At 68.5% G+C, this 24107-nt stretch carries 26 protein-coding genes and 1 pseudogene; 22 read left to right on the top strand and 5 right to left on the bottom strand.

Going from position 1 to position 24107, the window contains the following annotated elements; genetic code table 11:
- Positions 1 to 4: 4 nt before the first annotated feature.
- From ruvX to aroQ, 10 genes and pseudogenes are all read left to right on the top strand, one after another.
- Complete coding sequence (gene ruvX / locus SLQ33_RS11910; RefSeq protein WP_319454040.1) at positions 5 to 505, top strand: Holliday junction resolvase RuvX; 501 nt, start codon at positions 5 to 7, stop codon at positions 503 to 505.
- On the top strand, positions 498 to 1751 hold the full coding sequence (locus tag SLQ33_RS11915; RefSeq protein WP_319454041.1) for an endolytic transglycosylase MltG: 1254 nt from the start codon (positions 498 to 500) through the stop codon (positions 1749 to 1751). Before ruvX ends, SLQ33_RS11915 begins: the two co-directional genes overlap by 8 nt.
- A gap of 11 nt (positions 1752 to 1762) precedes the next feature.
- On the top strand, positions 1763 to 2548 hold the full coding sequence (locus SLQ33_RS11920) for a shikimate dehydrogenase (RefSeq protein ID WP_319454042.1): 786 nt from the start codon (positions 1763 to 1765) through the stop codon (positions 2546 to 2548).
- Between the two features lie 10 nt (positions 2549 to 2558).
- Positions 2559 to 2990, top strand: a complete 432-nt coding sequence (locus tag SLQ33_RS11925) for an A24 family peptidase (protein ID WP_319454043.1) — start codon at positions 2559 to 2561, stop codon at positions 2988 to 2990.
- A 25-nt stretch (positions 2991 to 3015) separates the two neighbouring features.
- Positions 3016 to 3381, top strand: coding sequence for a hypothetical protein (locus SLQ33_RS11930; protein WP_319454044.1), 366 nt, complete (start codon positions 3016 to 3018; stop codon positions 3379 to 3381).
- Positions 3382 to 3389: 8 nt separating this feature from the next.
- The gene (locus tag SLQ33_RS11935; RefSeq protein WP_319454045.1) at positions 3390 to 3884 is read left to right on the top strand and encodes a GNAT family N-acetyltransferase; all 495 of its coding nucleotides are present in this window, start codon (positions 3390 to 3392) and stop codon (positions 3882 to 3884) included.
- A 42-nt stretch (positions 3885 to 3926) separates the two neighbouring features.
- Entirely contained in the window at positions 3927 to 5138 is a 1212-nt protein-coding gene (gene aroC, locus SLQ33_RS11940) for a chorismate synthase (protein ID WP_319454046.1), read from the top strand.
- Positions 5138 to 5635 (top strand): annotated as a pseudogene (locus tag SLQ33_RS11945) (shikimate kinase); the annotation flags it as partial. The gene aroC and the pseudogene SLQ33_RS11945, both read left to right, overlap by 1 nt.
- A gap of 136 nt (positions 5636 to 5771) precedes the next feature.
- The gene (gene aroB, locus SLQ33_RS11950; protein WP_319454047.1) at positions 5772 to 6854 is read left to right on the top strand and encodes a 3-dehydroquinate synthase; all 1083 of its coding nucleotides are present in this window, start codon (positions 5772 to 5774) and stop codon (positions 6852 to 6854) included.
- Positions 6851 to 7279, top strand: coding sequence for a type II 3-dehydroquinate dehydratase (gene aroQ / locus SLQ33_RS11955; RefSeq protein WP_319454048.1), 429 nt, complete (start codon positions 6851 to 6853; stop codon positions 7277 to 7279). Before aroB ends, aroQ begins: the two co-directional genes overlap by 4 nt.
- Here the strand turns inward: aroQ and SLQ33_RS11960 are convergent.
- Complete coding sequence (locus SLQ33_RS11960) at positions 7276 to 7809, bottom strand: B-4DMT family transporter (RefSeq protein ID WP_319454049.1); 534 nt, start codon at positions 7807 to 7809, stop codon at positions 7276 to 7278. The genes aroQ and SLQ33_RS11960 overlap by 4 nt on opposite strands.
- A gap of 33 nt (positions 7810 to 7842) precedes the next feature.
- On the opposite strand from SLQ33_RS11960, the gene SLQ33_RS11965 reads away from it, so the two are divergent.
- Genes SLQ33_RS11965 through SLQ33_RS11985 form a run of 5 tightly spaced genes read left to right on the top strand, consistent with a single transcriptional unit; the run spans position 7843 to position 11066 of the window.
- Entirely contained in the window at positions 7843 to 8937 is a 1095-nt protein-coding gene (locus SLQ33_RS11965) for a Xaa-Pro peptidase family protein (protein WP_319454050.1), read from the top strand.
- A 21-nt stretch (positions 8938 to 8958) separates the two neighbouring features.
- Complete coding sequence (gene efp, locus SLQ33_RS11970; protein WP_319454051.1) at positions 8959 to 9522, top strand: elongation factor P; 564 nt, start codon at positions 8959 to 8961, stop codon at positions 9520 to 9522.
- Between the two features lie 32 nt (positions 9523 to 9554).
- Positions 9555 to 10049 carry a transcription antitermination factor NusB gene (gene nusB, locus SLQ33_RS11975; RefSeq protein WP_319454052.1) on the top strand — a complete coding sequence of 165 codons (495 nt, stop codon included), beginning with the start codon at positions 9555 to 9557 and terminating at the stop codon, positions 10047 to 10049.
- A complete protein-coding gene (locus SLQ33_RS11980; protein WP_319454053.1) occupies positions 10049 to 10591 on the top strand; it encodes a hypothetical protein in 543 nt (180 codons plus the stop codon). Before nusB ends, SLQ33_RS11980 begins: the two co-directional genes overlap by 1 nt.
- Positions 10592 to 10631: 40 nt before the next feature.
- Entirely contained in the window at positions 10632 to 11066 is a 435-nt protein-coding gene (locus SLQ33_RS11985) for a YkvA family protein (protein ID WP_319454054.1), read from the top strand.
- A 138-nt stretch (positions 11067 to 11204) separates the two neighbouring features.
- Here the strand turns inward: SLQ33_RS11985 and SLQ33_RS11990 are convergent, their stop codons facing one another.
- Together SLQ33_RS11990 and SLQ33_RS11995 are read right to left on the bottom strand one after the other, a co-directional pair.
- Entirely contained in the window at positions 11205 to 12422 is a 1218-nt protein-coding gene (locus tag SLQ33_RS11990; protein ID WP_319454055.1) for an FAD-dependent monooxygenase, read from the bottom strand.
- 53 nt (positions 12423 to 12475) lie between these two features.
- A complete protein-coding gene (locus SLQ33_RS11995; RefSeq protein ID WP_319454056.1) occupies positions 12476 to 13681 on the bottom strand; it encodes a serine hydrolase domain-containing protein in 1206 nt (401 codons plus the stop codon).
- A 131-nt stretch (positions 13682 to 13812) separates the two neighbouring features.
- Here SLQ33_RS11995 and pyrR point away from each other — a divergent pair, with 131 nt between their 5' ends.
- The 7 genes from pyrR (at position 13813) to pyrF (ending at position 22506) form a co-directional block, all read left to right on the top strand.
- Complete coding sequence (gene pyrR, locus SLQ33_RS12000) at positions 13813 to 14388, top strand: bifunctional pyr operon transcriptional regulator/uracil phosphoribosyltransferase PyrR (protein WP_319454057.1); 576 nt, start codon at positions 13813 to 13815, stop codon at positions 14386 to 14388.
- Positions 14385 to 15335: an aspartate carbamoyltransferase catalytic subunit gene (locus SLQ33_RS12005; RefSeq protein ID WP_319454058.1), complete on the top strand. Its 951-nt coding sequence runs from the start codon at positions 14385 to 14387 to the stop codon at positions 15333 to 15335. Before pyrR ends, SLQ33_RS12005 begins: the two co-directional genes overlap by 4 nt.
- On the top strand, positions 15332 to 16630 hold the full coding sequence (locus SLQ33_RS12010; RefSeq protein WP_319454059.1) for a dihydroorotase: 1299 nt from the start codon (positions 15332 to 15334) through the stop codon (positions 16628 to 16630). The genes SLQ33_RS12005 and SLQ33_RS12010 overlap by 4 nt, the downstream gene beginning before the upstream one ends.
- Entirely contained in the window at positions 16627 to 17130 is a 504-nt protein-coding gene (locus SLQ33_RS12015; protein ID WP_319454060.1) for a transporter, read from the top strand. Before SLQ33_RS12010 ends, SLQ33_RS12015 begins: the two co-directional genes overlap by 4 nt.
- Entirely contained in the window at positions 17127 to 18254 is a 1128-nt protein-coding gene (gene carA, locus SLQ33_RS12020) for a glutamine-hydrolyzing carbamoyl-phosphate synthase small subunit (RefSeq protein ID WP_319454061.1), read from the top strand. The genes SLQ33_RS12015 and carA overlap by 4 nt, the downstream gene beginning before the upstream one ends.
- Positions 18255 to 18349: 95 nt before the next feature.
- Complete coding sequence (gene carB / locus SLQ33_RS12025; protein WP_319454062.1) at positions 18350 to 21694, top strand: carbamoyl-phosphate synthase large subunit; 3345 nt, start codon at positions 18350 to 18352, stop codon at positions 21692 to 21694.
- A complete protein-coding gene (pyrF, locus tag SLQ33_RS12030; protein ID WP_319454063.1) occupies positions 21691 to 22506 on the top strand; it encodes an orotidine-5'-phosphate decarboxylase in 816 nt (271 codons plus the stop codon). The genes carB and pyrF overlap by 4 nt, the downstream gene beginning before the upstream one ends.
- Before the next feature lie 9 nt (positions 22507 to 22515).
- Here the strand turns inward: pyrF and SLQ33_RS12035 are convergent, their stop codons facing one another.
- Entirely contained in the window at positions 22516 to 22851 is a 336-nt protein-coding gene (locus SLQ33_RS12035; RefSeq protein ID WP_319454064.1) for a hypothetical protein, read from the bottom strand.
- Between the two features lie 155 nt (positions 22852 to 23006).
- Positions 23007 to 24071 (bottom strand): DUF2330 domain-containing protein, encoded by a 1065-nt coding sequence (locus tag SLQ33_RS12040; RefSeq protein WP_319454065.1) that lies wholly within the window; start codon positions 24069 to 24071, stop codon positions 23007 to 23009.
- Positions 24072 to 24107 lie beyond the last annotated feature (36 nt).

Raw genomic sequence — 24107 nt, forward strand, 5'->3', positions numbered from 1 at the left:
TTCATTGACCGTTGATCGTCAGCCGGATCGACCCGGTACCGGTGACCCCGGACGTGGACGAAGACTCGGCATCGACGTGGGAACCGTGCGCATCGGAGTGGCCACCTGCGACCCCGACGGGCTACTCGCAACCCCCGTCGAGACGGTCCGTCGCGAACGCACGGACAAGCACCTGCGGCGGTTGGCACAGCTGGCCGACGAGCTCGGCGTCGTCGAGGTCGTCGTCGGCCTACCGCGTACGCTCGCCAATCGAACCGGGCCATCGGCGCTCGACGCGATCGCGGTCGCCGATGCACTCGCCGAACGCATCGCTCCGACGCCCGTGCGGCTGGCCGACGAACGACTGACCACCGTGACCGCGCAGCGCTCGTTGCGCGACGCCGGAGTAAGGGCCAAGGGACAAAAGGCGATGATCGATCAGGTTGCCGCAGTTGGCATTCTGCAATTCTGGCTGGACCAGCGGCGCTCGGTGCTGGCGGACGACGATGGAGTGACGCGTGGCTGACGACGACTGGGGTCGCGAGCGCACGGGACCGGTGGCCGTCGGCCGACCGCGACGTGCGATGAGCCGCACGGAGCGGGCGAGGGCCACGCGCAACAAGCGGCGGCGCCGCACGGTGACCGGCTTCTCGCTCGCGGTGTTGGTCGTCGTGGTCGTCGGCGCGGTGTTCCTTGGCTCCCGGCTGTGGCACGGGGTCTTCGGTTCCGAGGACGACTACGCCGGGGCCGGCGTGAAGGACGTCGTCATCGAGGTGCACGGCGGTGACTCGACGACGGCGATCGCGCAGACCCTGAAAGACCACGAGGTGGTGGGGACGGTGAAGGCGTTCGTGGACGCCGCATCGGGCAGTGCGGCGATCTCTGCCATCCAACCGGGCTTCTACAAGGTGCGCACCGAGATTCCCGCCGCGGATGCCGTTGCGCGACTTGCCGATCCGCAGAACCGGGTGGGCAGGCTGGTGATCCCCGAAGGCCGCCAGCTCGATGACGTCACGGACGTCAAGACCAACGCCGTGACCAAGGGCATCTTCTCCCTGATCTCCGACTCCACCTGCGTCAACCTCGACGGAACGGTGCAGTGCGCGAAGGCCGATGAGTTGAAGTCCGCGGCAGGCTCCGCCGATCCCAAGGCGCTGGCGATCCCGGACTGGGCGCTCGATCCGGTCAAGGCGCTCGGGTCCGACCACCGGCGCATCGAAGGGCTCATCGCTCCTGGCACGTGGAACGTCGACCCGTCGGCGTCGAGCGATCAGATCCTCGCTTCGCTCATCGGCGCGAGCGCCGCGCAGTACGAGCAGGAGGGACTACTCGAGGCGGGCACGGCCCAGAATCTGTCGCCGTACCAGGTCCTGATCGTCGCGTCGCTCGTGCAACGGGAGTCCAAGCCGCAGGACTTCGCGAAGGTGGCCCGCGTCATCTACAACAGGCTGGTGGCACCGGATCACCGCAGACTCGAATTCGACTCGACGGTGAACTACTCGCTGGACCGTCAAGAAGTGGCCACCACCGACGGCGACCGAGCGCGCCAAACACCGTGGAATACCTATGCGCGCGACGGGCTTCCGGCCACTCCCATATGTTCGCCGGGCCAGCCCGCGCTTGACGCGGCCGAACACCCCGCGCCGGGCGACTGGCTGTACTTCGTCACGGTGGACCTGCAGGGAACCACGCTCTTCACCCGCGACTACGACCAGCACCTGGCGAACATCGAGCTGGCCCGCCACAACGGCGTCCTCGACAGCGCACGGTAGCCGGACCGGCGATGTCCGTACGCAGGGCCGCGGTGTTGGGTTCCCCGATCGCGCATTCACGCTCCCCGCAGCTGCACCTGGCCGCGTACCGCGCGCTCGGATTGTCCGACTGGACGTACCAGCGCATCGAGTGCGGCGCAGCCGAACTGCCTTCGGTGGTCGGCGGATTCGGGCCTGAATGGGTCGGTGTCTCGGTGACGATGCCGGGCAAGTTCGCCGCATTGCAGTTCGCCGACGAACGTACCCCGCGGGCCGAACTCGTCGGCTCGGCGAACACGCTGGTTCGGACGTCGTCCGGTTGGCGGGCCGACAACACCGACGTCGACGGGGTGTCCGGCGCGCTCGGCGCCTTCTCGGGCCGCGCGGCGGTGGTGGGATCCGGCGGTACCGCGCCCGCCGTCGTGGTCGCGCTCGCCGAACTGGGGGCCAGCCACATCGCCGTCGTGTCTCGCGACCGCGGCAAGGCCGCACCACTGCTCGATCTCGGACCGCGCGTCGGGGTGGATGTCGAGTGGCTCGCGCTCGGCACGCCGCTGACGGGTTTCGACGCCGCGGTGAGCACGATTCCGGCGAACGCGGCGGCGGCCCACATCGGTTCCATCGCGATGGTCCCGCTGCTGCTCGACGCGATCTACGAGCCGTGGCCGACCCCGCTAGCACGGGCGGTCACCGCCGCTGGTGGCACGGTGATCAGCGGATTTCAGATGCTGCTCAATCAGGCGTTCGCCCAGGTCGAGCTCTTCACCGGGCGGCCGGCCCCCAAAGAGGCGATGAGGGCGGCCCTGGACGGCGGTTAGCCTGCTGAAGATGGGGGCGGGGGTCGCCGGCGCATGCGTGCTGTGCTGGCTGGTTGCACTGACTGGCTACGACGTTCGCGAGCGTCGCTTGCCGAATGCGCTCACGCTGCCCGGTGCCGCGGTGATCCTGGCCGCGGCTGCGCTGTTGGGGCGCGGGGTGCCCGCGTTGGTCGGAGCCGGCGCCCTGGCGGCGCTGTATCTGGCGGTGCACCTGGTCGCCCCCGCGGGCATGGGCGCTGGTGACGTCAAACTCGCGATCGGCATCGGCGCGCTCACCGGGGCCTTCGGGGTCGACGTCTGGGCGCTGTCGACGGTGGCCGCCCCGCTGCTCACCGGACTGTGGGCGATCGTCGCGGCCGCGTGCCGCGGTGAGCGCACCGTGCCGCACGGCCCGTCGATGTGCATCGCCGCCGCGGCTGCCGTCGCCGTGGTGCTTGCGTAGTCGGGGAGTCGGTTACGTTCATGTGATGGAGGAGATTGGCTCGCGTCGACGAAGCCAGCCTGCGCCACCGTGGGTGATCTTCGACGACCTCTGCGATCCGAATCGCCAACCGTGCCGCCCCTGGCTAAATCTTCTCGCCGACGAAACCGCCCCGCTAGTACTCGAATCCGAAAGACCCGGCCACGTGGTTTGGTCATCGCTGTGGGTCAAGCGACCCGACGCGCGTGTCCATTTCGACCTCGCGGCAATAGGCGGTGGCATCGGCGGCACCGAGCTGCGCTGGACGCTCTATGTCGACGAACCGCTGCCAGACCCGAGCCTCACCGGACATATGCGAAAGCGAGTCGGCGAATTGATCAACGCCAACCTGCGATTCACCTACGGCCAGTAGGGACTGCCATGTCGACTCGCCCCGCGACCCCCGACGACCTCGCCGCCGTCGCGGTGATCTACGCCCACTACGTCGCCACCAGCGTCGCCACGTTCGAACTCGACCCGCCGGACGGCGACGAGTGGCGGCGGCGCTACGACGCGATCGTCGGGGCTGGACTGCCGTTCCTGGTCACCGAGCGCGACGACGCCATTGCCGGATACGCGTACTGCGCGCCGTGGAAGACCAGACCGGCCTATCGCGCCACCGTGGAGGACTCGGTGTACGTCTCGCCTGATGCCGTCGGCCGGGGTTGCGGGACGGAACTGCTCCGTGACCTGCTCGGAGCCTGCCGCGACGCGGAGATCAGGGAGGTGATCGCGGTGATCGCCGACAGTGGCGACCCCGCATCCGTCGAACTGCACCACCGCCTCGGATTCGTGGACGCAGGTCGGCTTGCCAATGTCGGCTACAAGTTCGACCGATACGTCGACACCGTCCTGCTGCAGTGGAGCGCGGGTTAACGGATTGCGTCGTGCAATGCCCGTCATGGGAAGATGGGACGCGTGTTGCGATGGACAACTGCTGGTGAATCCCACGGCCGCGCCCTGGTGGCCGTCGTCGAAGGCATGGTTGCCGGCGTCCACGTCACCTCGGGAGACATCGCCGACGAGCTGAGCAGGCGCAGGCTCGGCTACGGACGCGGCGCCCGCATGAAGTTCGAGGCCGACGAGGTGACCATCCTCGCCGGGGTCCGGCACGGCGTCACGCTCGGCGGGCCGATCGCGATCCAGATCGCCAACACCGAATGGCCCAAGTGGGAGACCGTGATGGCCCCCGATCCGGTCGCTGAGGACGAACTGGACGTGGCGCGCAACGCCCCGCTGACGCGGCCCCGGCCCGGGCACGCCGACTACGCAGGCATGCTCAAGTACGGCTTCGACGACGCCCGGCCGGTGCTCGAGCGGGCCAGTGCGCGCGAGACCGCGGCCCGCGTCGCCGCCGGAACCATCGCCCGCGCCTTCCTGCGGCAGGCACTCGGCGTCGAGGTGCTGTCGCACGTCATCTCGATCGGTGCATCGAAGCCCTACGACGGGCCGCCGCCAGCCCCCGCCGACCTGCCCGCGATCGACGACAGCCCGGTGCGGGCCTACGACAAGACCGCCGAAGAGGCGATGATCGCCGAGATCGAGGCGGCGAAGAAGGACGGGGACACGCTCGGCGGCGTCGTCGAGGCGGTCGCCGACGGGCTGCCGATCGGGCTGGGCTCCTTCACCAGCGGGGACAACCGGCTCGACAGCCAGCTCGCCGCCGCGGTGATGGGCATTCAGGCCATCAAGGGCGTCGAGATCGGGGACGGCTTCGAAACCGCCCGCCGCCGCGGCAGCGTCGCTCACGACGAGATCTATCCCGGCCCCGACGGCGTGATGCGCTCCACCAACCGCGCGGGCGGGCTCGAGGGCGGCATGACGAACGGTCAGGCCGTTCGGGTGCGGGCCGCCATGAAACCCATCTCGACGGTGCCTCGGGCATTGGCGACGGTCGACATGACCACCGGCGAAGAGGCGGTCGCCATCCACCAGCGCTCCGACGTGTGCGCGGTCCCTGCCGCGGGCGTCGTCGTCGAGACCATGGTGGCCCTCGTGTTGGCCAGGGCGACGCTCGAGAAGTTCGGCGGCGACTCGCTGACCGAGACCCGGTCCAACGTGGATGGTTACCTGCGAAGTGTTGCGGCTCGCGATCCGTCGATGCAGCCAACGGCTCGGGCGTCGGGCTGATGGCGCCAAAGGCGGTGCTGGTGGGCATGCCCGGGTCGGGCAAGTCCACCATCGGACGCCGCCTGGCCAAGGCGCTTGGCGTACCCCTGCTCGACACCGACGTCAAGATCGTCGAGACCACCGGGCGGACGATCGCCGACATCTTCGTCGACGGTGAGCCCGAGTTCCGGCGCATCGAGGCCGACGTGGTGCGCGCGGCGCTGGCCGAACACACCGGGGTGGTGTCGCTGGGCGGCGGCGCCGTCACCACGCCGGAGGTTCGCGAGGCGCTTGCCGGTCATACCGTCGTATACCTGGAAATCACTGCAGCCGAAGGCATTCGGCGTACCTCGGGCGGCGCCACCCGCCCGCTGCTCGCCGACGCCGACCCCGCCGAGAAGTACCGCCGCCTGATGTCGCAACGCGTGCCGCTGTACCGCAAGGTCGCGACCATCAGGATCAACACCAATCGCCGCAATCCTGGCGCGGTGGTGCGGCACATCGTGCACAAGCTGGAGGCCGCGGATTCGGACCGCCAGCGCCCGCGCCGCCGCAGGCCGGCCTGGCGTCGCCTGCCCACCGTCCTGAATCCAGCACCCACCACCGAGGCCCCGCCGAGTCCCGCGGCACTGGCCCGCCGAGCGGAAGCACGCAATGACTGAACCAGTGACCGTCGACGTGTTGGTCGACCGGCCGTACCCGGTGATCATCGGGATGGGCCTGCTCGACGAGCTCGCCAGGACGCTCGACGGCCGCCACAAGGTGGCCATCCTGCACCAGCCTTCGCTAGGCCGGACCGCCGAAGCCGTCCGAAGTCACTTGGCCGACAAGGGCATCGACGCTCATCGCATTGAAATCCCGGACGCCGAGGCGGGCAAGGAGCTGCCCGTCCTCGGCTTCATCTGGGAGGTGCTGGGCCGTATCGGGGTGGGTCGCAAGGACGCGATCGTCAGCCTTGGCGGGGGAGCGGCCACCGACGTCGCGGGCTTCGCCGCCGCGACGTGGTTGCGCGGAATCGACATCGTCCACGTGCCCACGACGTTGCTCGCCATGGTGGACGCGGCGGTGGGCGGCAAGACCGGAATCAACACCGATGCGGGCAAGAACCTGGTGGGCGCATTCCACCAGCCGCTCGCGGTGCTGGTTGACCTGGCCACGCTGGAAACGTTGCCGCGCAACGAGATCGTCGCGGGCATGGCCGAGATCGTCAAGGCCGGCTTCATCGCCGACCCGGTGATACTGGACACGATCGAGGCCGACCCCGAGGCCGCGCTCGCCCCAACCGGCACGGTCTTGCCCGAGTTGATCCGGCGGGCCGTGGCGGTCAAGGCCGAGGTGGTGGCGGCCGACGAAAAGGAGTCGCAGCTGCGCGAGATCCTCAACTACGGCCACACGTTGGCGCACGCGATCGAGCGCCGCGAGCAGTACCGCTGGCGGCACGGGGCCGCGGTGTCCGTCGGGCTGGTGTTCGCTGCCGAACTCGGACGGCTGGCGGGTCGGCTCGACGACCAGACCGCCGACCGGCACAAGGCGATCCTGACCTCGCTCGGGCTGCCCGTGACCTACGACGCCGACGCGTTGCCGCGGCTGCTCGAATACATGGCCGGGGACAAGAAGAGTCGCTCGGGCGTGTTGCGCTTCGTGGTGCTCGACGGGCTGGCCAAACCCGGCCGGCTGGAAGGTCCGGACCCAGCCCTGCTGGCCGCCGCCTACTCGGAAATCGGGGCGTCCTCGTGAAGGTGTACGTACTGAACGGGCCGAACCTGGGTCGGCTGGGCAAGCGAGAGCCGGAGGTGTACGGCAGCACCACCCACGACGACCTGGTGGCGCTCATCGAGCGCGAGGCCACCGAACTGGGGCTCGACGTTGACGTGCGCCAGTCGGACAGCGAGGCGCAGCTGCTGCAGTGGGTTCACGACGCCGCCGACGAGAAGGCTGCCGTCGTGCTCAACGCGGGCGCATTGACTCATACGTCCGTCGCACTGCGCGACGCCTGCTCCGAACTGACCGCCCCGCTGATCGAGGTGCACATCTCGAACGTCCACGCGCGCGAGGAGTTCCGGCACCTGTCGTACCTGAGCGCCATCGCGACGGGCGTGATCGTGGGACTCGGCGTGCAGGGGTACCTGCTGGCCCTGCGTTACCTGGCCACGCTGGACTAGGAACGCTCCGTCGACACCGGAGCCGTCGCCTCGACGTCGCCGGGACGAACGGCTTCGAACACGTCGGTGTCCGCGCGCTCGCCGTCGGCGCCGTGGCGCTGGACGGGCGGGGCGTTGCGGTCCACCAGGTAGCGGCCGAGCGCCACCCCGGCGATGGCGGCCAGGAACACCAGCAGCGCGGTGAACGCCGCGAAGGTCGTCACCTCGTTGAGCAGTGCCTCGGCGTAGAGGTTGTCGTAGAACAGCGAGATGAACCACGCGACCACGCCACTCACGATGCCGGCGAACAGCCCCGCCAGGAGCCACGTCATGGCCAGATCGCCGCGTCGGTCGGGATCGGGGTTCGCTCGTGCGTCGGCGCGGCCGTCGGCAGTGCCCCAAATGAACACGGCGATCGCGAACAGGACGACGAGCGTGACACTGATGGTCAGGGCCCAGGTATCCATGGCGTTGATCAGCACGCCCTGAAGCAATCGGACGAACACCATCAAGGCCGCGAACACCAGTCCGCGCAACAACCACTTAGTCATGGGGCCACAGCGTAGCGAGTAGCGTCAACGACTGTGACGATTTCTCAGCGCAGGGACCGTTTGCGTCGCCGATTGGCCAACGCCGAATTGGACGCGATGTTGGTAACGGACCTGGTCAACGTGCGTTATCTGTCGGGATTCACGGGATCCAACGCGGCGCTGCTGGTGCGCGCTGACGACGAAACGGCGGTGCTGGCCACCGACGGGCGCTACGTCACGCAGGCCGCGCAGCAGGCGCCCGACGCCGAGGTCGTCATCGAACGCGCCTGCGCGCCCCATTTGGCCGCCCGCGCGGCCGCCGACGGCGTGCGACGGCTGGGCTTCGAGAGCCACGTGGTGACGTGCGACGGATACCGATTGCTGGAGCACGCCGCCCCCGAGCTGGAGTTCGTTCGGGCGGCGGGCACCGTCGAGTCGCTGCGTGAGGTGAAGGACGCGGGGGAGCTCGCGCTGCTGCGGCTCGCCTGCGAGGCCGCCGACGCGGCGCTGCACGAGCTGGTGGATGCCGGAGGGCTGCGCCCGGGCCGCACCGAGAAGGAGGTCGGCCGCGAGCTCGAGGCGCGGATGCTCGACAACGGTGCCGACGGCGTGTCGTTCGAGACCATCGTCGCGGCCGGCCCGAATTCGGCGATTCCGCATCATCGGCCGACCGACGCCGTGCTCGCGGCGGGCGACTTCGTGAAGATCGACTTCGGTGCTTTGATCGCCGGCTATCACTCCGACATGACCCGCACGTTCGTGCTTGCCCCCGTCGCGCAGTGGCAGCTTGACGTATATCGGCTGGTGGAGACCGCGCAGCGGGTCGGGCGCGAGGCGCTGGCGCCCGGGGTGTGCCTCAAGGACGTGGACGGCGCATCCCGGCAGGTCATCGCCGACGCAGGCTACGCGGAGAACTTCGGTCACGGACTCGGACACGGCGTCGGACTGCAGATCCACGAAGCGCCGGGAATCAGCGCGTCAGCCGCCGGTACACTGCTTGCTGGCTCCACGGTCACCGTGGAGCCCGGAGTTTATCTGCCGGGCCGCGGCGGCGTCCGCATCGAGGACACGCTGGTCGTCGGCAGAGCAGATTCCCCCACACCCGAGTTGCTTACCCGGTTCCCCAAGGAACTGGCTGTCATTGATTGAGACCTAGGAGATACACCAACCGTGGCTTCGACCGCAGACTTCAAGAACGGGCTCGTCCTGCAGATCGATGGCCAGTTGTGGCAGATCATCGAGTTCCAGCACGTCAAGCCGGGCAAGGGCCCCGCGTTCGTGCGCACCAAGCTCAAGAACGTGCTGACCGGCAAGGTCGTCGATAAGACCTACAACGCGGGCGTCAAGGTCGAGACGGCCACCGTCGACCGCCGCGATGCCACGTATCTCTACCGCGATGGCACCGACTTCGTGTTCATGGACTCCCAGGACTATGAGCAGCACCCGTTGTCCGAGACGTTGGTCGGCAACGCCGCGAACTTCCTGCTCGAGAGCCTGCCGGTGCAGATCGCGTTCCACGACGGCGCGCCGCTGTACCTCGAGCTTCCCGTGACGATCGAGTTGGTCGTCACGCACACCGAGCCTGGTCTTCAGGGCGACCGTTCGAGCGCCGGCACCAAGCCAGCCACCGTCGAGACGGGCGCGGAACTCCAGGTGCCGCTGTTCATCAACACCGGGGACAAGCTGAAGGTCGATTCGCGCGACGGCAGTTACTTGGGCCGCGTCAATGCCTGACGGCTTCGGCTCCGGGACAAGCGCCCGGCGCCATGTCTGATCGCCGACCCGACAAGGGGCGCCACCAGGCCCGCAAGCGCGCCGTCGACCTGCTGTTCGAGGCGGAGGCCCGCGGGCTCACCCCCGCCGAGGTAGCCGACTCGCGAAACACGTTGGCGGAAGCGGACTCCGAGGTTTTCGCGCTCAACCCCTACACCGTCACGGTGGCCCGCGGAGTCACCGAGCACGCCGCTCACGTCGACGAGCTGATCTCCGCGCACCTGCAGGGCTGGACGTTGGAACGGTTGCCTGCGGTGGACCGCGCGATCCTGAGGGTGGCGATCTGGGAGCTGCTGCACGCCGACGACGTGCCAGCTCCGGTTGCCGTCGACGAGGCCGTCGAGTTGGCCAAGAAGCTGTCCACCGACGACTCGCCCGCGTTCGTCAACGGGGTACTCGGCCAAGTGATGCTGGTGACCCCGCAGCTCCGAGCGGCGGCGCAAGCGGTTCAGGACGCCGTGCGCGGTGCGGGCGCCGAGGGCTCGTAGTGGCTGCGCCGCAGGATTGGGCTCCCTACTCGAGCCTCGAGGATGCGGCCCGGGTGTACCTGCGCGATCCGGAGTTGGCGCTGGATCAGCTGCGCTCCGTGGTCGACTTTCCTGCGGTCAAGTCGTTCATCATGTCGCGGGGTGCTACCGACGAGCCGTGGGGCGACGCCCTGTGGCAAGAGGTGGTACTCACCGACGGGCGCCGGTTGATCATCTGGCGGGCCGACGACGAATCCTCGACGGCCGAGGATCGCGAGCCGCGTCAGGTACTCGACGCCGCGGTGCGGACCATCGTGCTGTCGACCATCACCGACCACATCCTCACCACCGAGTTCGAAGTGCTCGACGACGGGACGCGGCGCCTCTCCGAGGTCCGGCTGCGGATGTACACGCAGCTGTTGACGCGGACCAGGCAGAAGTCGGCCGTCGACACCGACCTGTTCTGTGAGTCGTTCCGGTACGTCAAGACGGTCGACAACGGCGGGTTGGCTCAGATGGAGCGGCTGTTGCAGTTCGGTCGGGTGCTGTCGCGCTCGATGTGAGCCGGCCCGGTTCACTTCCGACCAGACGTAGTGAGGTCGTGTGACTGGGTCGTTCTGGTGGCATGTCGCAGTCGGTATCGCCGCGGCGCTCGTCCTGACTTGGGTGGCGCTCGTCGTCGTACTCGCGATCCTGCGGCCGCCCGGCGGACTATTGCGCGAGGCCGTGCGAATCCTCCCCGACGTGCTTCGCCTCATCCGCCGCCTGGCCGCCGACAAGACGCTGCCCTCGGGTGTGCGCACTTGGCTCTGGGTGTTGTTGGCTTACCTGGCGTTACCGTTCGATCTGATTCCCGACTTCATCCCCGTGCTCGGGTACGCGGACGACGCCATCATCGTCACCGCGGTCCTGCGCATCGTCGTTCGTCGAGCCGGAATCGATGCGGTGCGAGGCCACTGGCCCGGCACCCTCGACGGCTTCGCTGCGCTGTGCCGCCTCACTGGCCTGAACGAATCAAAGCGGGAGTCGGACGGCTGAAGTCGAGTAGTCCACTACTCACGCCGCACGCCATTTCGCGCCACAGGATTCATGTGCGCACGCTGACGCAGGGTCGGGATCGACGGGGACTGCAGTGCGCCGGGGGGGACTGGCACCGGTGGCGAGGGGTCGCCGGTGTCAGCCCTCCCGCCAGTAGGCCGGCAGTTCAATCGAATCCGCCGTCCCGAAGAACTTCTTCGCCGCGTACGAGCGGAACGGCCAGCGCTGCATCCACTTCATCACCAGAGCGGTGACCGCGATGTCGGTCGTTGACATCGGGGCATAGCCGTCGATGCCCGCGGGCAGCTCCTGGCACTTGTCGACGTAGGGCCGCATCAGTGACGCGTACCGATCCTGTGCGCCGCGAACGCGTGTGACCGCCAACCCGTCGCCCGCCTGCCCGAGTTCGCCCGCCAGCACGTAGCCGCCGACCAACGCGAGGGCGGTGCCCATGCCGCTCAGCGGCGACGCGCAGTATCCGGCGTCACCGACGAGGGTGACTCGGCCCGACGACCACTCGTCCATGTGTACTTGAGCGAAAGCGTCGAAGTAGAAGTCGTCGGCAACGCCAGCGGCACTGACCAATTCGGGGGCATGCCAGCCGACATCAGTAAACCGATCGGCAAGAAGCTTGCGCTGCTGATCGAGATCGCGCCGGTCGTAGGCCAGCGGTTCCGAGCGGAATGCCAAGCCCGCCTTGGCAACCGAGGGATCGTGCGACGGCCGCATCGATGCGTTGAGCCCGCCGGGCGCCTGGTGCATGAGATACCAGCCGTCGAGTCCCGCGGTGTCGGGTGCGGTGAACCACGCGTGATAGCCGCCGAGCGGCTTGACGAATCCTTCCTCGGGTCCGAAGACCAGTCGCCGCACCGCGGAGTGCGGGCCGTCGGCGCCGACGACGAGGTCCACCCTTAGTCGGGAGCCGTCGCTCAGCGTCACGTCGACGCCGTCGTCGTCCTGTTCCAGCGCGCTCACCCGGGTGCCGAACCGATACTCGACGCGCTCCTTGGTGGCCTCGTAGAGCACGTCGACGAGGTCGCCGCGCAGGATCTCCAGCTCGGACACCACCCCGTTGCCGCCGAACGCCTCTACGGGCATCTCCGCTCGCCTGGTGCCGTCGGACCGCACCCACGCGATGCCGCGCTGGTCCATCGACCGCTCGACCATCTGGTCGAGCAGACCCATGCGCGCCACGACGTCACGTCCGGCGCCGCGGAGGTCGACCGTCTGGCCGCCGGGGCGGATGCCGTCGGCGACTTCGACGACCACGACGCGATAGCCGTTGTCGCTGAGCCAATGCGCGAGTGCCGGGCCTGCCACGCCTGCGCCGCTGATCAGAATGGTGGGCTGCGCCATGCCCGAAAGCGTATGCCATACGCATTCGGTTGGACAACGCCGCGGCCGGCGCGCTAGGCCTCGAGCGCCTCATACGTGCGACGGACGAACTTCGGTTGCGCCGACTGCAGTTTGGCCAGCGACGTGTTGCCCGCGATCGCCGCCGCGACGTCGGCGCTGAGGTCGGGCATGTTCTGGATGAGGTAGAGCACGATCAAGTCGGCCGACGGATCGGCGATCCACCACGTCCCGTACGCCCCCGGCCAGCTGAACGCGCCGACCCCGCCCGGCCCGTACAGCTGCCGGGACTTCGCCGGGTCGGTCACCACGGCCAGGTTCAGCCCGAAGCCGCGCCCGAGCCAATACGGCATCCCGAGAAACGGCTGACGCTTCTGCTCATCGGTCAGCCGGTCGGTGCGCATCAGTCGCACGGAGTCCTCCGACAGCACGCGCACACCGTCGACGGTTCCGAATCCGAGCAGCATGCGCGCGAACGCGAGGTAGTCGTCGGCCGTCGACCACAGGCCCGCGCCGCCCGCACAGAACGGCGGGAGCGTCACCTGAGGGGGACCCATTGCGTCGTCGCGCAGCTGATGGTTCTGGTCGATCTTGTACATCGTGGCGGCGCGTCTGCGGCCCTCCGGGGTGACGGCGAAGCCCGTGTCGGTCATCCCGAGCGGGTCGAAGATCCGGCTCGCGAGCACCTCCGCGAGGGGCTTGCCCTCGATGCGCGACAGCGCGATGCCGAGCACGTCCGTCGCGTGGCTGTACGTCATCCGCTCGCCCGGCTGATGAGCGAGCGGCAGCGCCGCCAGCTCGGCCAGCCAGCGGTCTTGGTCCTGGCGGAACATCAACTTCCCGTACGCCCGTCCCAAAGGCGGGCCGACCGAGAACGCGTACGCCAGGCCGCTGCGGTGGGTCATCAGATCGTCGAACGTGATGGGTCTGCGCAAGGGCACCGTCTTGTCGAGGGGGCCGTGCGGGTCGGCCATCACCCGCACCTCGGCGAGCTCGGGGAGCCACGGCGTCACGGGATCGCTCAGGGCGAACTTGCCCTCTTCGAGGAGCGTCATCGCGGCGGCCACGGTGATGGGCTTGGTCATCGACGCGATCCGGAACACGGTGTCGCGCTGCATCGGCAGCCCGGCATGAACGTCCCGATGTCCAAGCTCGTTGACCTGGAGCACCTTGCCGGCCTGCCAGACGAGGGTGACCGCACCGGCCAGCAGGCCCGCGTCGATCACCTCGCGGATGGAGGCCTGATTGCCGTCGAGATTCATTGGGCCAGCGTAGTCAGCGGGCGCGGCGCTGGCCGTTGCGCCCACTCCGCCGCACCGATGGTAGAGTCCCCGCAGTTTGACATCCTTTAACGATCCGTCCAGAGAGGCGGAGAAGGAGGTCCAGGTCACACGTGGCTGCGCCTAGCCCCGACCGGGAATTGATGTCCGCCGCCGACGTAGGCCGGACCATCTCGCGCATCGCGCATCAAATCATCGAGAAGACGGCGCTGGACGGCCCCGACGCGCCGCACGTGGTACTGCTCGGCATCCCGACCCGCGGAGTCACGCTGGCCACCCGGCTCGCCGTCAAGATCCACGAGTTCTCGGGAGTCACCGTCCCGCGCGGCGCCCTCGACATCACGCTCTACCGCGACGACCTGGCCACCAAGCCACCTCGGCCGCTCGAGGACACGTCGATTCCGCAGGGCGGCGTCGACGGTGCGCTCGTGGTGCTGGTCGACGACGTGCTCTACACCGGGCGTTCGGTGCGCTCCGCGCTGGACGCGCTGCGAGACATCGGCCGCCCGAGGTCGGTCCAGCTGGCGGTGCTCGTTGACCGCGGTCATCGCGAGCTGCCGGTGCGTGCCGACTACGTCGGCAAGAACGTACCCACGTCCCGCAACGAGAACGTCAAGGTGCGGCTTGCGGAGAATGACGGAGGCGACGACGGCGTGTCCATCGCACCCCACGGAGGGCCTGCCAGATGAAGCACCTACTTTCCGCAGCCGACCTGACCCGCGACGAGGCGACCGCGATCCTCGATGACGCCGACCGCTTCCGCGCTTCGCTGCTGGGCCGCGAGGTCAAGAAGTTGCCGACGTTGCGCGGGCGCACGGTGATCACGATGTTCTACGAGAACTCGACGCGCACCAGGGTGTCGTTCGAGGTCGCTGGCAAGTGGATGAGCGCCGACGTGATCAACGTCAGCGCGTCGGGTTCGTCGGTGGCCAAGGGAGAGTCGCTGCGCGACACGGCGCTCACCCTGCGGGCGGCCGGCGCCGACGCCCTGATCATCCGGCATCCGGCTTCCGGTGCGGCGCAACAGCTTGCGGAGTGGACGGCGGAGGCTGACGGAGCAGGACCTTGCGTGATCAACGCAGGCGACGGTACCCACGAGCATCCGACTCAGGCGCTGCTCGACGCCCTCACCATCCGGCAGCGACTCGGGGGCATCGAGGGCAAGCGCGTGGTGATCGTCGGCGACGTGCTGCACAGCAGGGTCGCCCGCAGCAACGTGCTGCTGCTCGCGACCCTTGGCGCCGAAGTGGTGCTAGTGGCGCCGCCGACGCTGCTGCCCCTCGGGGTGGCCGGTTGGCCGGTCACCGTGTCATACGACCTCGACGCCGAGTTGCCCGGCGCCGACGCGGTATTGATGCTGCGGGTCCAGGCCGAGCGCATGAACGGCGGGTTCTTCCCGTCCGCCAGGGAGTACTCGGTGCGCTACGGGCTCTCGGAGAAGCGGTCGGCGATGCTGTCGGGCAACGCCGTGGTGCTGCACCCGGGGCCGATGCTGCGCGGCATGGAGATTTCGTCGTCGGTGGCGGATTCCTCGCAATCGGCAGTGCTGCAACAGGTTTCCAACGGAGTACACGTGAGGATGGCGGTGCTGTTTCACTTGTTGGTCGGGTCGGAGCAGGAGGCGATCAGCGCATGACGCAGCCGGTACTCATCCGCGGCGTGCGCCGCTACGGCGAAGGCGACCCGGTCGACGTGCTCGTCGCCGACGGTCAGCTCACCGACATCGGTACCGACCTGACGGCGCCCGACGACGCCGAGGTGATCGACGCCAGCGGTCAGGTCCTGCTGCCAGGTTTCGTTGACTTGCACACCCACCTGCGCGAACCCGGCCGCGAGTACGCCGAGGACATCGAAACCGGTTCGGCCGCAGCGGCGCTCGGCGGATACACGGCGGTGTTTGCGATGGCCAACACCACCCCCGTCGCGGACAGTCCGGTCGTCACCGACCACGTGTGGCATCGCGGCCAGCAGGTCGGCCTCGTGGACGTCCACCCCGTCGGCGCGGTCACCGTCGGGCTGGAGGGCAAACAGCTCACCGAGATGGGCATGATGGCCGCGGGCGCAGGCCAGGTGCGGATGTTCTCCGATGACGGCATCTGCGTGCACGATCCGCTGCTCATGCGCCGGGCGCTCGAGTACGCCACCGGATTGGGCGTGCTTATCGCCCAGCACGCCGAGGAACCCCGGCTGACGGTCGGCGCCGTCGCCCACGAGGGTCCGAACGCGGCGCGACTCGGCCTGGCCGGCTGGCCGCGGGCCGCGGAGGAGTCGATCGTGGCCCGTGATGCGCTGCTGGCCCGTGACGCGGGGGCGCGGGTACACATCTGCCATGCGTCCACCGCGGGCACCGTGGAGCTCGTCAAATGGGCCAAGGAACAAGGCATTTCGATCACGGCCGAGGTGACGCCGCATCACCTGCTGCTCGACGACACCAGGCTGGATACCTACGACGGCCGAAACCGCGTGAACCCGCCACTTCGCGAGTCCAGTGACGCGTTGGCGCTGCGCCAGGCACTGGCCGACGGCATCATCGACTGCGTCGCGACCGACCACGCCCCGCACGCCGAACACGAGAAGATGTGCGAGTTCGCCTCGGCCAGGCCGGGAATGCTGGGGCTGCAGACCGCGCTGTCCGTGGTGGTCGAGACCATGTTGCACACGGACTTGCTGACGTGGCGCGACGTCGCCCGGGTGATGAGTGAAGCGCCAGCACGCATCGTCGGCCTCCCGGACCAGGGCCGCCCGCTGGAGATCGGTGAACCCGCCAATCTGACCGTCGTCGACCCGGACGCGACGTGGACCGTCGACGGTGGCGCCCTTGCCAGCCGATCGGACAACACGCCGTACGAGTCGATGACGCTGCCGGCCGTCGTGACCTTGACGATGTTGCGCGGCAAGATCACCGCGCGCGACGGGAAGAGTCCGGCGTGAACACCGGCACGCTCGTCACCTCGCTGATCATCGCGGCGCTGCTTGCCGTGCTGATCGCGTTCTTCATTCGGCAGATGATGCGTGGCTGGCTCAATCGCGCCCGACGTCAGGTCGAGGCCATCGGCAAGCTGCCCGCGCTACCGGAAACCGTTGGAACCGCCATCATTCCGGCGACCAAGGGACTCTACGTCGGCAGCACGATCGCACCCAGCTGGCAGGACAGGATCGTCGTCGGCGACCTCGGCTTCCGCAGCAAGGCCGTCCTCACCCGCTATCCCGAGGGGATCATGGTGCAGCGCAGCGGTGCGACACCGATCTGGATTCCCGACGAGTCGATCACCGCGATACGGACCGAACGCGGGATCGCAGGCAAGGCGCTGACGCACGACGGGATTCTGGCGATCCGCTGGAAACTGCCGTCGGGCACCGAGATCGACACCGGATTCCGCGGGGACGACCGGCGGGAACTGGCCAATTGGGTTGAGGAGGACGTCGCGTGAGCAGCAGCGACAAGGCCGTGCTGGTGCTGGAGGACGGACGCGTGTTCACCGGCACCACGTTCGGGGCGGTCGGCCAGACCCTGGGCGAGGCGGTGTTCTCCACCGGCATGTCCGGGTATCAGGAGACGCTCACCGATCCGAGCTACCACGGGCAGATCGTCGTGGCCACGGCGCCGCAGATCGGCAACACCGGCTGGAATCACGAGGACGCCGAGAGTCGCGGCGACAAGATCTGGGTGGCCGGCTACGCGGTGCGCGACCCGTCGCCGCGCGCGTCGAACTGGCGGGCCACCGGAACGCTCGACGATGAACTGGTCCACCAGGGCGTGGTCGGCATCGCGGGCATCGACACCAGGGCCGTCGTGCGGCACCTGCGGTCCGCGGGTTCCATGAAGGCCGGACTGTTCTCGGGCGACGCGCTGGGCGGCGTCACCGAGCTCGTCGACCGGGTGCGCAGCCAGCCGTCGATGCTCGGCGCCGACCTGGCCGGGGCCGTCAGCACCGACGCCGCCTACGTCGTGGAACCGAAGGGGGCGCAACGCTTCACCGTCGCGGCGCTCGACCTCGGCATCAAGACCAACACCCCGCGGAACTTCGCCAACCGCGGCATCCGCACCCACGTGCTGCCGTCGTCGGCCACGTTCGACCAGCTCGCCGAATTGAAGCCCGACGGCGTGTTCCTGTCCAACGGCCCCGGCGACCCCGCCACCGCCGACCACGTCGTCGCGGTCACCCGGGACGTGCTCGGCGCGGGAATTCCGTTGTTCGGCATCTGCTTCGGCAACCAACTGCTCGGGCGAGCGCTCGGCCGATCCACCTACAAGATGGTGTTCGGCCACCGCGGGATCAACGTGCCCGTGATCGATCATGCAACCGGCCGGGTCGCCATCACCGCGCAGAACCACGGGTTCGCGCTCGAAGGCGAGGCGGGCGAGGAGTTCGACACGCCATTCGGGCGCGCCGTCGTCAGCCACACCTGCGCCAACGACGGAGTCGTCGAGGGCATCAAACTCGTTGACGGGAGGGCCTTCTCGGTGCAGTACCACCCGGAGGCGGCCGCGGGGCCGCACGACGCGGAATACCTGTTCGACCAGTTCGTCGACCTGATGGCAGGAAACAAGTGATGTCCCTTTCTTCCGCGAGCGCGCGTGTCTGCGGGCGACACGCCGACAATTCATCGGAGTTTGCGCGCGCTCGCGCAGGAACGGGGGAGCGCTAGATGCCGCGTCGTACCGACCTCAACCACGTCCTGGTCATCGGCTCCGGCCCGATCGTCATCGGGCAGGCCTGCGAATTCGACTACTCGGGCACCCAGGCGTGCCGAGTGTTGCGCGCCGAGGGTCTCCAGGTCAGCCTCATCAACTCGAATCCGGCGACGATCATGACCGATCCGGAGTACGCCGACAACACCTACGTGGAACCGATCACCCCGGAGTTCGTCGAGAAGGTGCTGGCCCAGCAGGCGGAGCGCGGCAACAAGATCGACGCCGTGCTGGCGACGCTCGGTGGCCAGACCGCGCTCAACACCGCGGTGGGGCTTCACGATCGAGGGATCCTGGAGAAGTACGACGTCGAGCTCATCGGCGCCGACTTCGAGGCCATCCAGCGCGGCGAGGACCGGCAGCGGTTCAAGGACATCGTCGCCAAGGTCGGCGGCGAGTCGGCGAAGTCGCGGGTGTGCTTCACCATGGACGAGGTCCGCGAAACCGTCGCCGAGCTCGGGCTCCCCGTCGTCGTGCGCCCGTCCTTCACGATGGGTGGGCTCGGCTCGGGCATGGCGTACTCGGCCGCTGACGTCGAACGCATGGCAGGTGACGGACTGACCGCGTCGCCGAGCGCCAACGTGCTGATCGAGGAATCCATCTACGGCTGGAAGGAATTCGAGCTCGAGCTGATGCGCGACAGCAAGGACAACGTCGTCGTCGTCTGCTCGATCGAGAACTTCGACCCGATGGGCGTGCACACCGGCGACTCGGTGACCGTCGCGCCGGCGATGACGTTGACCGACCGCGAATACCAGAAGATGCGCGATCTCGGGATCGCGATCCTGCGCGAGGTCGGGGTGGACACGGGTGGCTGCAACATCCAGTTCGCCGTTGACCCGCGCGACGGGCGGCTCATCGTCATCGAGATGAATCCGCGGGTGTCGCGGTCCAGTGCGCTGGCCTCCAAGGCGACCGGCTTCCCGATCGCCAAGATCGCGGCGAAGCTGGCCATCGGCTACACGCTCGACGAGATCATCAACGACATCACCAAGGAGACGCCGGCCTGTTTCGAGCCGACGCTCGACTACGTCGTGGTGAAGGCGCCGCGGTTCGCGTTCGAGAAGTTTCCCGGCGCCGACCCAACGCTGACGACCACGATGAAGTCGGTGGGCGAGGCGATGTCGTTGGGCCGCAACTTCATCGAGGCCCTCGGCAAGGTGATGAGATCGCTGGAGACGGGGCGGGCCGGGTTCTGGACGGGTGCGGATCCCGACGTGTCGGTCGACGACCTGCTGACGCGCCTGCGGACGCCGACGGACGGCCGGCTCTACGACATCGAACTTGCGTTGCGACTCGGCGCAAAGGTCGACGACGTCGCGGCGGCATCGGGGGTCGACCCCTGGTTCGTCGAGCAGATCGCGGGCCTGGTCGCGCTGCGGGCGGACCTGTTCGACGCCCCGGTGCTCGACGAGGGGTTGCTGCGGCGCGCCAAGAACAGCGGGCTGTCGGACCGCCAGATCGCCGCGCTGCGACCGGAACTGGCCGGCGAGGTCGGCGTGCGGGCGTTGCGGCAGCGACTGCACATCCACCCCGTCTACAAGACCGTCGACACCTGCGCCGCCGAGTTCGAGGCCAAGACTCCGTACCACTACAGCAGCTACGAGCTCGACCCCGCGGCGGAGACCGAGGTGGCCCCGCAGGCCGAGCGCCCCAAGGTGCTGATCCTGGGCTCGGGTCCCAACCGCATCGGTCAGGGCATCGAGTTCGACTACAGCTGTGTGCACGCCGCCACCACGCTCAGCGAAGCCGGTTTCGAGACGGTGATGGTGAACTGCAACCCCGAGACGGTGTCCACGGACTACGACACCGCCGACCGGCTGTACTTCGAGCCGCTGACGCTGGAGGACGTGCTCGAGGTCTACCACGCCGAATCTGCCTCGGGCGCAGGCGGTCCCGGCGTGGTCGGCGTCATCGTGCAGCTCGGTGGGCAGACTCCGCTCGGCCTGGCGCAGCGGCTCTACGACGAAGGCGTCCCCATCGTGGGCACCAGCCCGAAGGCGATCGACCTCGCCGAGGACCGCGGCGAGTTCGGTGAGGTGCTCAGAAAGGCCGGGCTGCCTGCCCCCCGCTTCGGGATGGCGACCAGTTTCGATCAGGCCCGCCGCATCGCCGCAGACATCGGATATCCGGTGCTGGTGCGGCCGTCGTACGTGCTCGGTGGACGCGGCATGGAGATCGTCTACGACGAGGAGACGCTTCAGGGCTACATCGAGCGCGCGACCGAGCTCTCGCCTGAACACCCGGTGCTCGTCGACCGGTTCCTCGAGGACGCCATCGAGATCGACGTCGACGCGCTGTGCGACGGCGCCGAGGTGTACATCGGCGGAGTGATGGAGCACATCGAGGAGGCCGGCATCCACTCCGGCGACTCGGCCTGCGCGCTGCCGCCCGTGACGCTGGGGCGCCAGGACATCGAGTCGGTCCGGCACGCCACGGAGGCGATTGCCCACGGCATCGGCGTGGTCGGGCTGCTCAACGTCCAGTACGCGCTCAAGGACGACGTGCTCTACGTGCTGGAGGCCAACCCGCGCGCCAGTCGCACCGTTCCGTTCGTCTCGAAGGCCACCGCAGTGCCGCTGGCCAAGGCGTGCGCGCGGATCATGTTGGGGGCCACCATCGCCCAGCTTCGCGAGGAAGGCGTGCTGGTGGCCACCGGCGACGGGGCGAGCGTCTCACCGAACGCGCCCATCGCCGTGAAGGAGGCCGTGCTGCCGTTCCACCGCTTCCGCAAGGCCGACGGCTCGCAGGTGGATTCGTTGCTCGGCCCGGAGATGAAGTCGACGGGCGAGGTCATGGGTATCGACCGCGACTTCGGCACCGCGTTCGCCAAGAGTCAGACGGCGGCGTACGGATCGCTGCCGTCGGAGGGCACGGTGTTCGTCTCGGTGGCCAACCGGGACAAGCGGTCGCTGGTATTCCCGGTCAAGCGGCTCGCTGATCTGGGTTTCCGCGTGCTGGCTACCGAGGGCACGGCGGAGATGCTGCGCCGCAACGGAATTCCGTGCGAAGTAGTGCGCAAGCATTTTGAACAGCCTAGCCCCGACCGGCCCGCGCTTACGGCTGTCGACGCGATCCGCGCCGGTGAGGTCCATATGGTGATCAACACCCCGTATGGCAATTCGGGCCCACGCATCGACGGCTACGAGATCCGCTCGGCGGCGGTGGCGATGAACATTCCGTGCGTGACGACGGTGCAGGGAGCGTCGGCCGCGGTACAGGGGATCGAGGCGGGCATCCGCGGCGACATCGGGGTGCGTTCGCTGCAGGAACTGCACAGTTCGCTCGGCACTCCGCAGTGACTGGCTTCGGGGCGCGGTTGGCCGACGCGGTGTCGGCCAGAGGCCCACTGTGCCTGGGCATCGACCCGCACCCCGAACTTCTGACCGCGTGGGGGCTCTCCGTCGACGCGGACGGGCTGAGCGCGTTCTGCGACGTGTGCGTCGAGGCCTACGCGGGTTTCGCCGTGGTCAAGCCTCAGGTCGCATTCTTCGAAACCTACGGAGCGGCTGGCTACTCCGTGTTGGAGCGCACCATCGCCGCACTTCGGGAGTCGGGTGTGCTGGTGCTGGCCGACGCCAAGCGCGGCGACATCGGCACCACGATGGCGGCGTACGCAGAAGCGTGGGTGGGCGAGTCGCCCCTGGCGAGTGATGCGGTCACTGCGTCGCCCTATCTGGGCTTCGGCTCGTTGCGCCCGTTGCTCGACACCGCGGCACGGCACGGCCGCGGCGTGTTCGTGCTCGCGGCGACGTCGAACCCGGAGGGCGCCAGCATTCAGCGCGCGACCGTGGACGGGCGAACCGTGGCCCAATCGATCGTCGACGCCGTCGCAGCCGAAAACCGCTCCAGCGGTGCGGGTTCCATCGGCGTCGTCGTCGGTGCGACCCTGTCGGAGGTGCCCGAGCTCAGTGCGCTTGGCGGCCCCGTACTCGTGCCTGGCGTTGGCGCGCAGGGCGGTCGGCCCGACGCGCTCAAGGGGCTTGGGGGAGCGGCCCCCGGAACGCTGCTGCCGGCGGTGTCGCGCGAGGTGCTGCGGGCCGGACCCGATACCGCGGCGGTGCGTGCGGCCGCGGATCGGATGCGAGACGTGGTCGCCTATCTGGCCCGCTAGCAACACCTCTTACAGCGGGATCCACATGCCGAGGAACCAGAAGCCCCAGCCGCCCCCGTTGCCCGCCGGCATCGGGGTGACCTGCTGGCCGTTCCAGTTGAACGGCTGGTGGTCGAAGCGACCCTGGTCGACGCCACGGTCGTGCCAGTCTGCAGGGGCCCCTCCACGGTCGTCGCGCCCGAAGTCGCCGCGCCCGCGGTCGTCGTGACCGCACGGCGGGGCTCCGGGGCGGTCGCAAGGCTGCCACGGATCGGCACTCGCAGTTCCAAGACCCACTCCGAGCAGGCCGGCGACGCCGATTCCGGCGGCCAGGGTGGAAGCGCACAGGACTCGCTTGAAAGCCATTAATTCACTCCATATCTCGCTTGTGCGGCGTGAATTCGCCTCACCGCCAATGACGTTAAGTGCGAGAAATGGGTTTGCTCTGTGGTGGCGTTGGGTGTGCGCTGTGGAGTCGATAACGGTTCGAAAACCACCTGTGCACAACGCGATTACGACGTTCAGCGTACGTGCGCGCCACGCCGTCTGACCAGCACGATGACCAGCGTCAACACACTGAGCCCGGCCAGCGCGAGCAGGATCAGCCCGGTAACGTCGCCGTGATAGCGGGTGACGTAGCGGACCTGCTGGTAGGGCGTGTCCGCCTCGGCGCGCGTGAACGCGTAGTCACCGTCGATGGATTGCGGTTCGCGGATGAAGTCGTTCCAGCGGGTCAGGTACGTGCCCTTGGCCAGGTACGGCTCGAGTTCGGAACCCGCGGTGGTGTGGTCCAGTTGGCCCGCGAACTCCAGGGTCGGCACTGATCCGGCGACGGGGACGGAGGTCGGATCCATCCGGTGGTCGGCCAGCACGTAGATATCGACCGTTTGCGGCACCTTCGCCGACCGTGACAGTCGCATCGGGTAGACGAGCGCGTCGGACGCGAACGACAACCGAAGGGGTTGCAGGTCGCCCGTGAGCGCTTCGCCGGCATTCGCGGAGGCCAACTTGATGGCGACCAGTTCCCAGTGCTCCGCGACGTACGCCGACAGGTTCTCGTCCAGGCCGTCGGGGCTCGGAAAGCCGTTGTCGGCCAACCACTTCGCGAGGGCCGTGGAATCACCCGCCGACAGTCGTGTCACGTCGAACGGGCCGATCCGTTGCCGGTCGAGCACGTTGACGGCGGCTCCGCCAGGGGCCCCCGCAGTGTCGAGAGTGCTTCCCGAACCCGACGCGAGCCAATCGAGCGTGGGCCACCAGTCGTCGCGGTACTCGACGCGCGGCGCGGTGAGCCGGCCGAGTTCGGAGAAGACCTTGGCGTCGCCGAGTGACACCTTGGCGGCGGACGGCACCGGCATGACCCATGCGGCCCGCTCCGAGCTGCCGCTCACGTTGAAGGACATCAGGATGTCCTCGACGGCACCGTCCCATGCGATCAACGCTCGTTCGGTGGCGATGGAGGGCCCCGAGCGGTCGGGGATGTAGGCCCCGCATCCGCAGGCCCACGCGGGCGACGCGAGGCTGACCGTCAGCCCGGAGCCGACGAGCACCAACACCGCACAGGCCCAACGCAATAGGCGTGCCACGTCGCGACTCCCTCGCTGTGGCGGGCTCTTCTGCGC

Origin of the sequence: Mycobacterium sp. RTGN6 (genome assembly GCF_033804605.1) — a bacterium.
In the GTDB taxonomy this organism is placed as follows: Bacteria; Actinomycetota; Actinomycetes; order Mycobacteriales; family Mycobacteriaceae; genus Mycobacterium.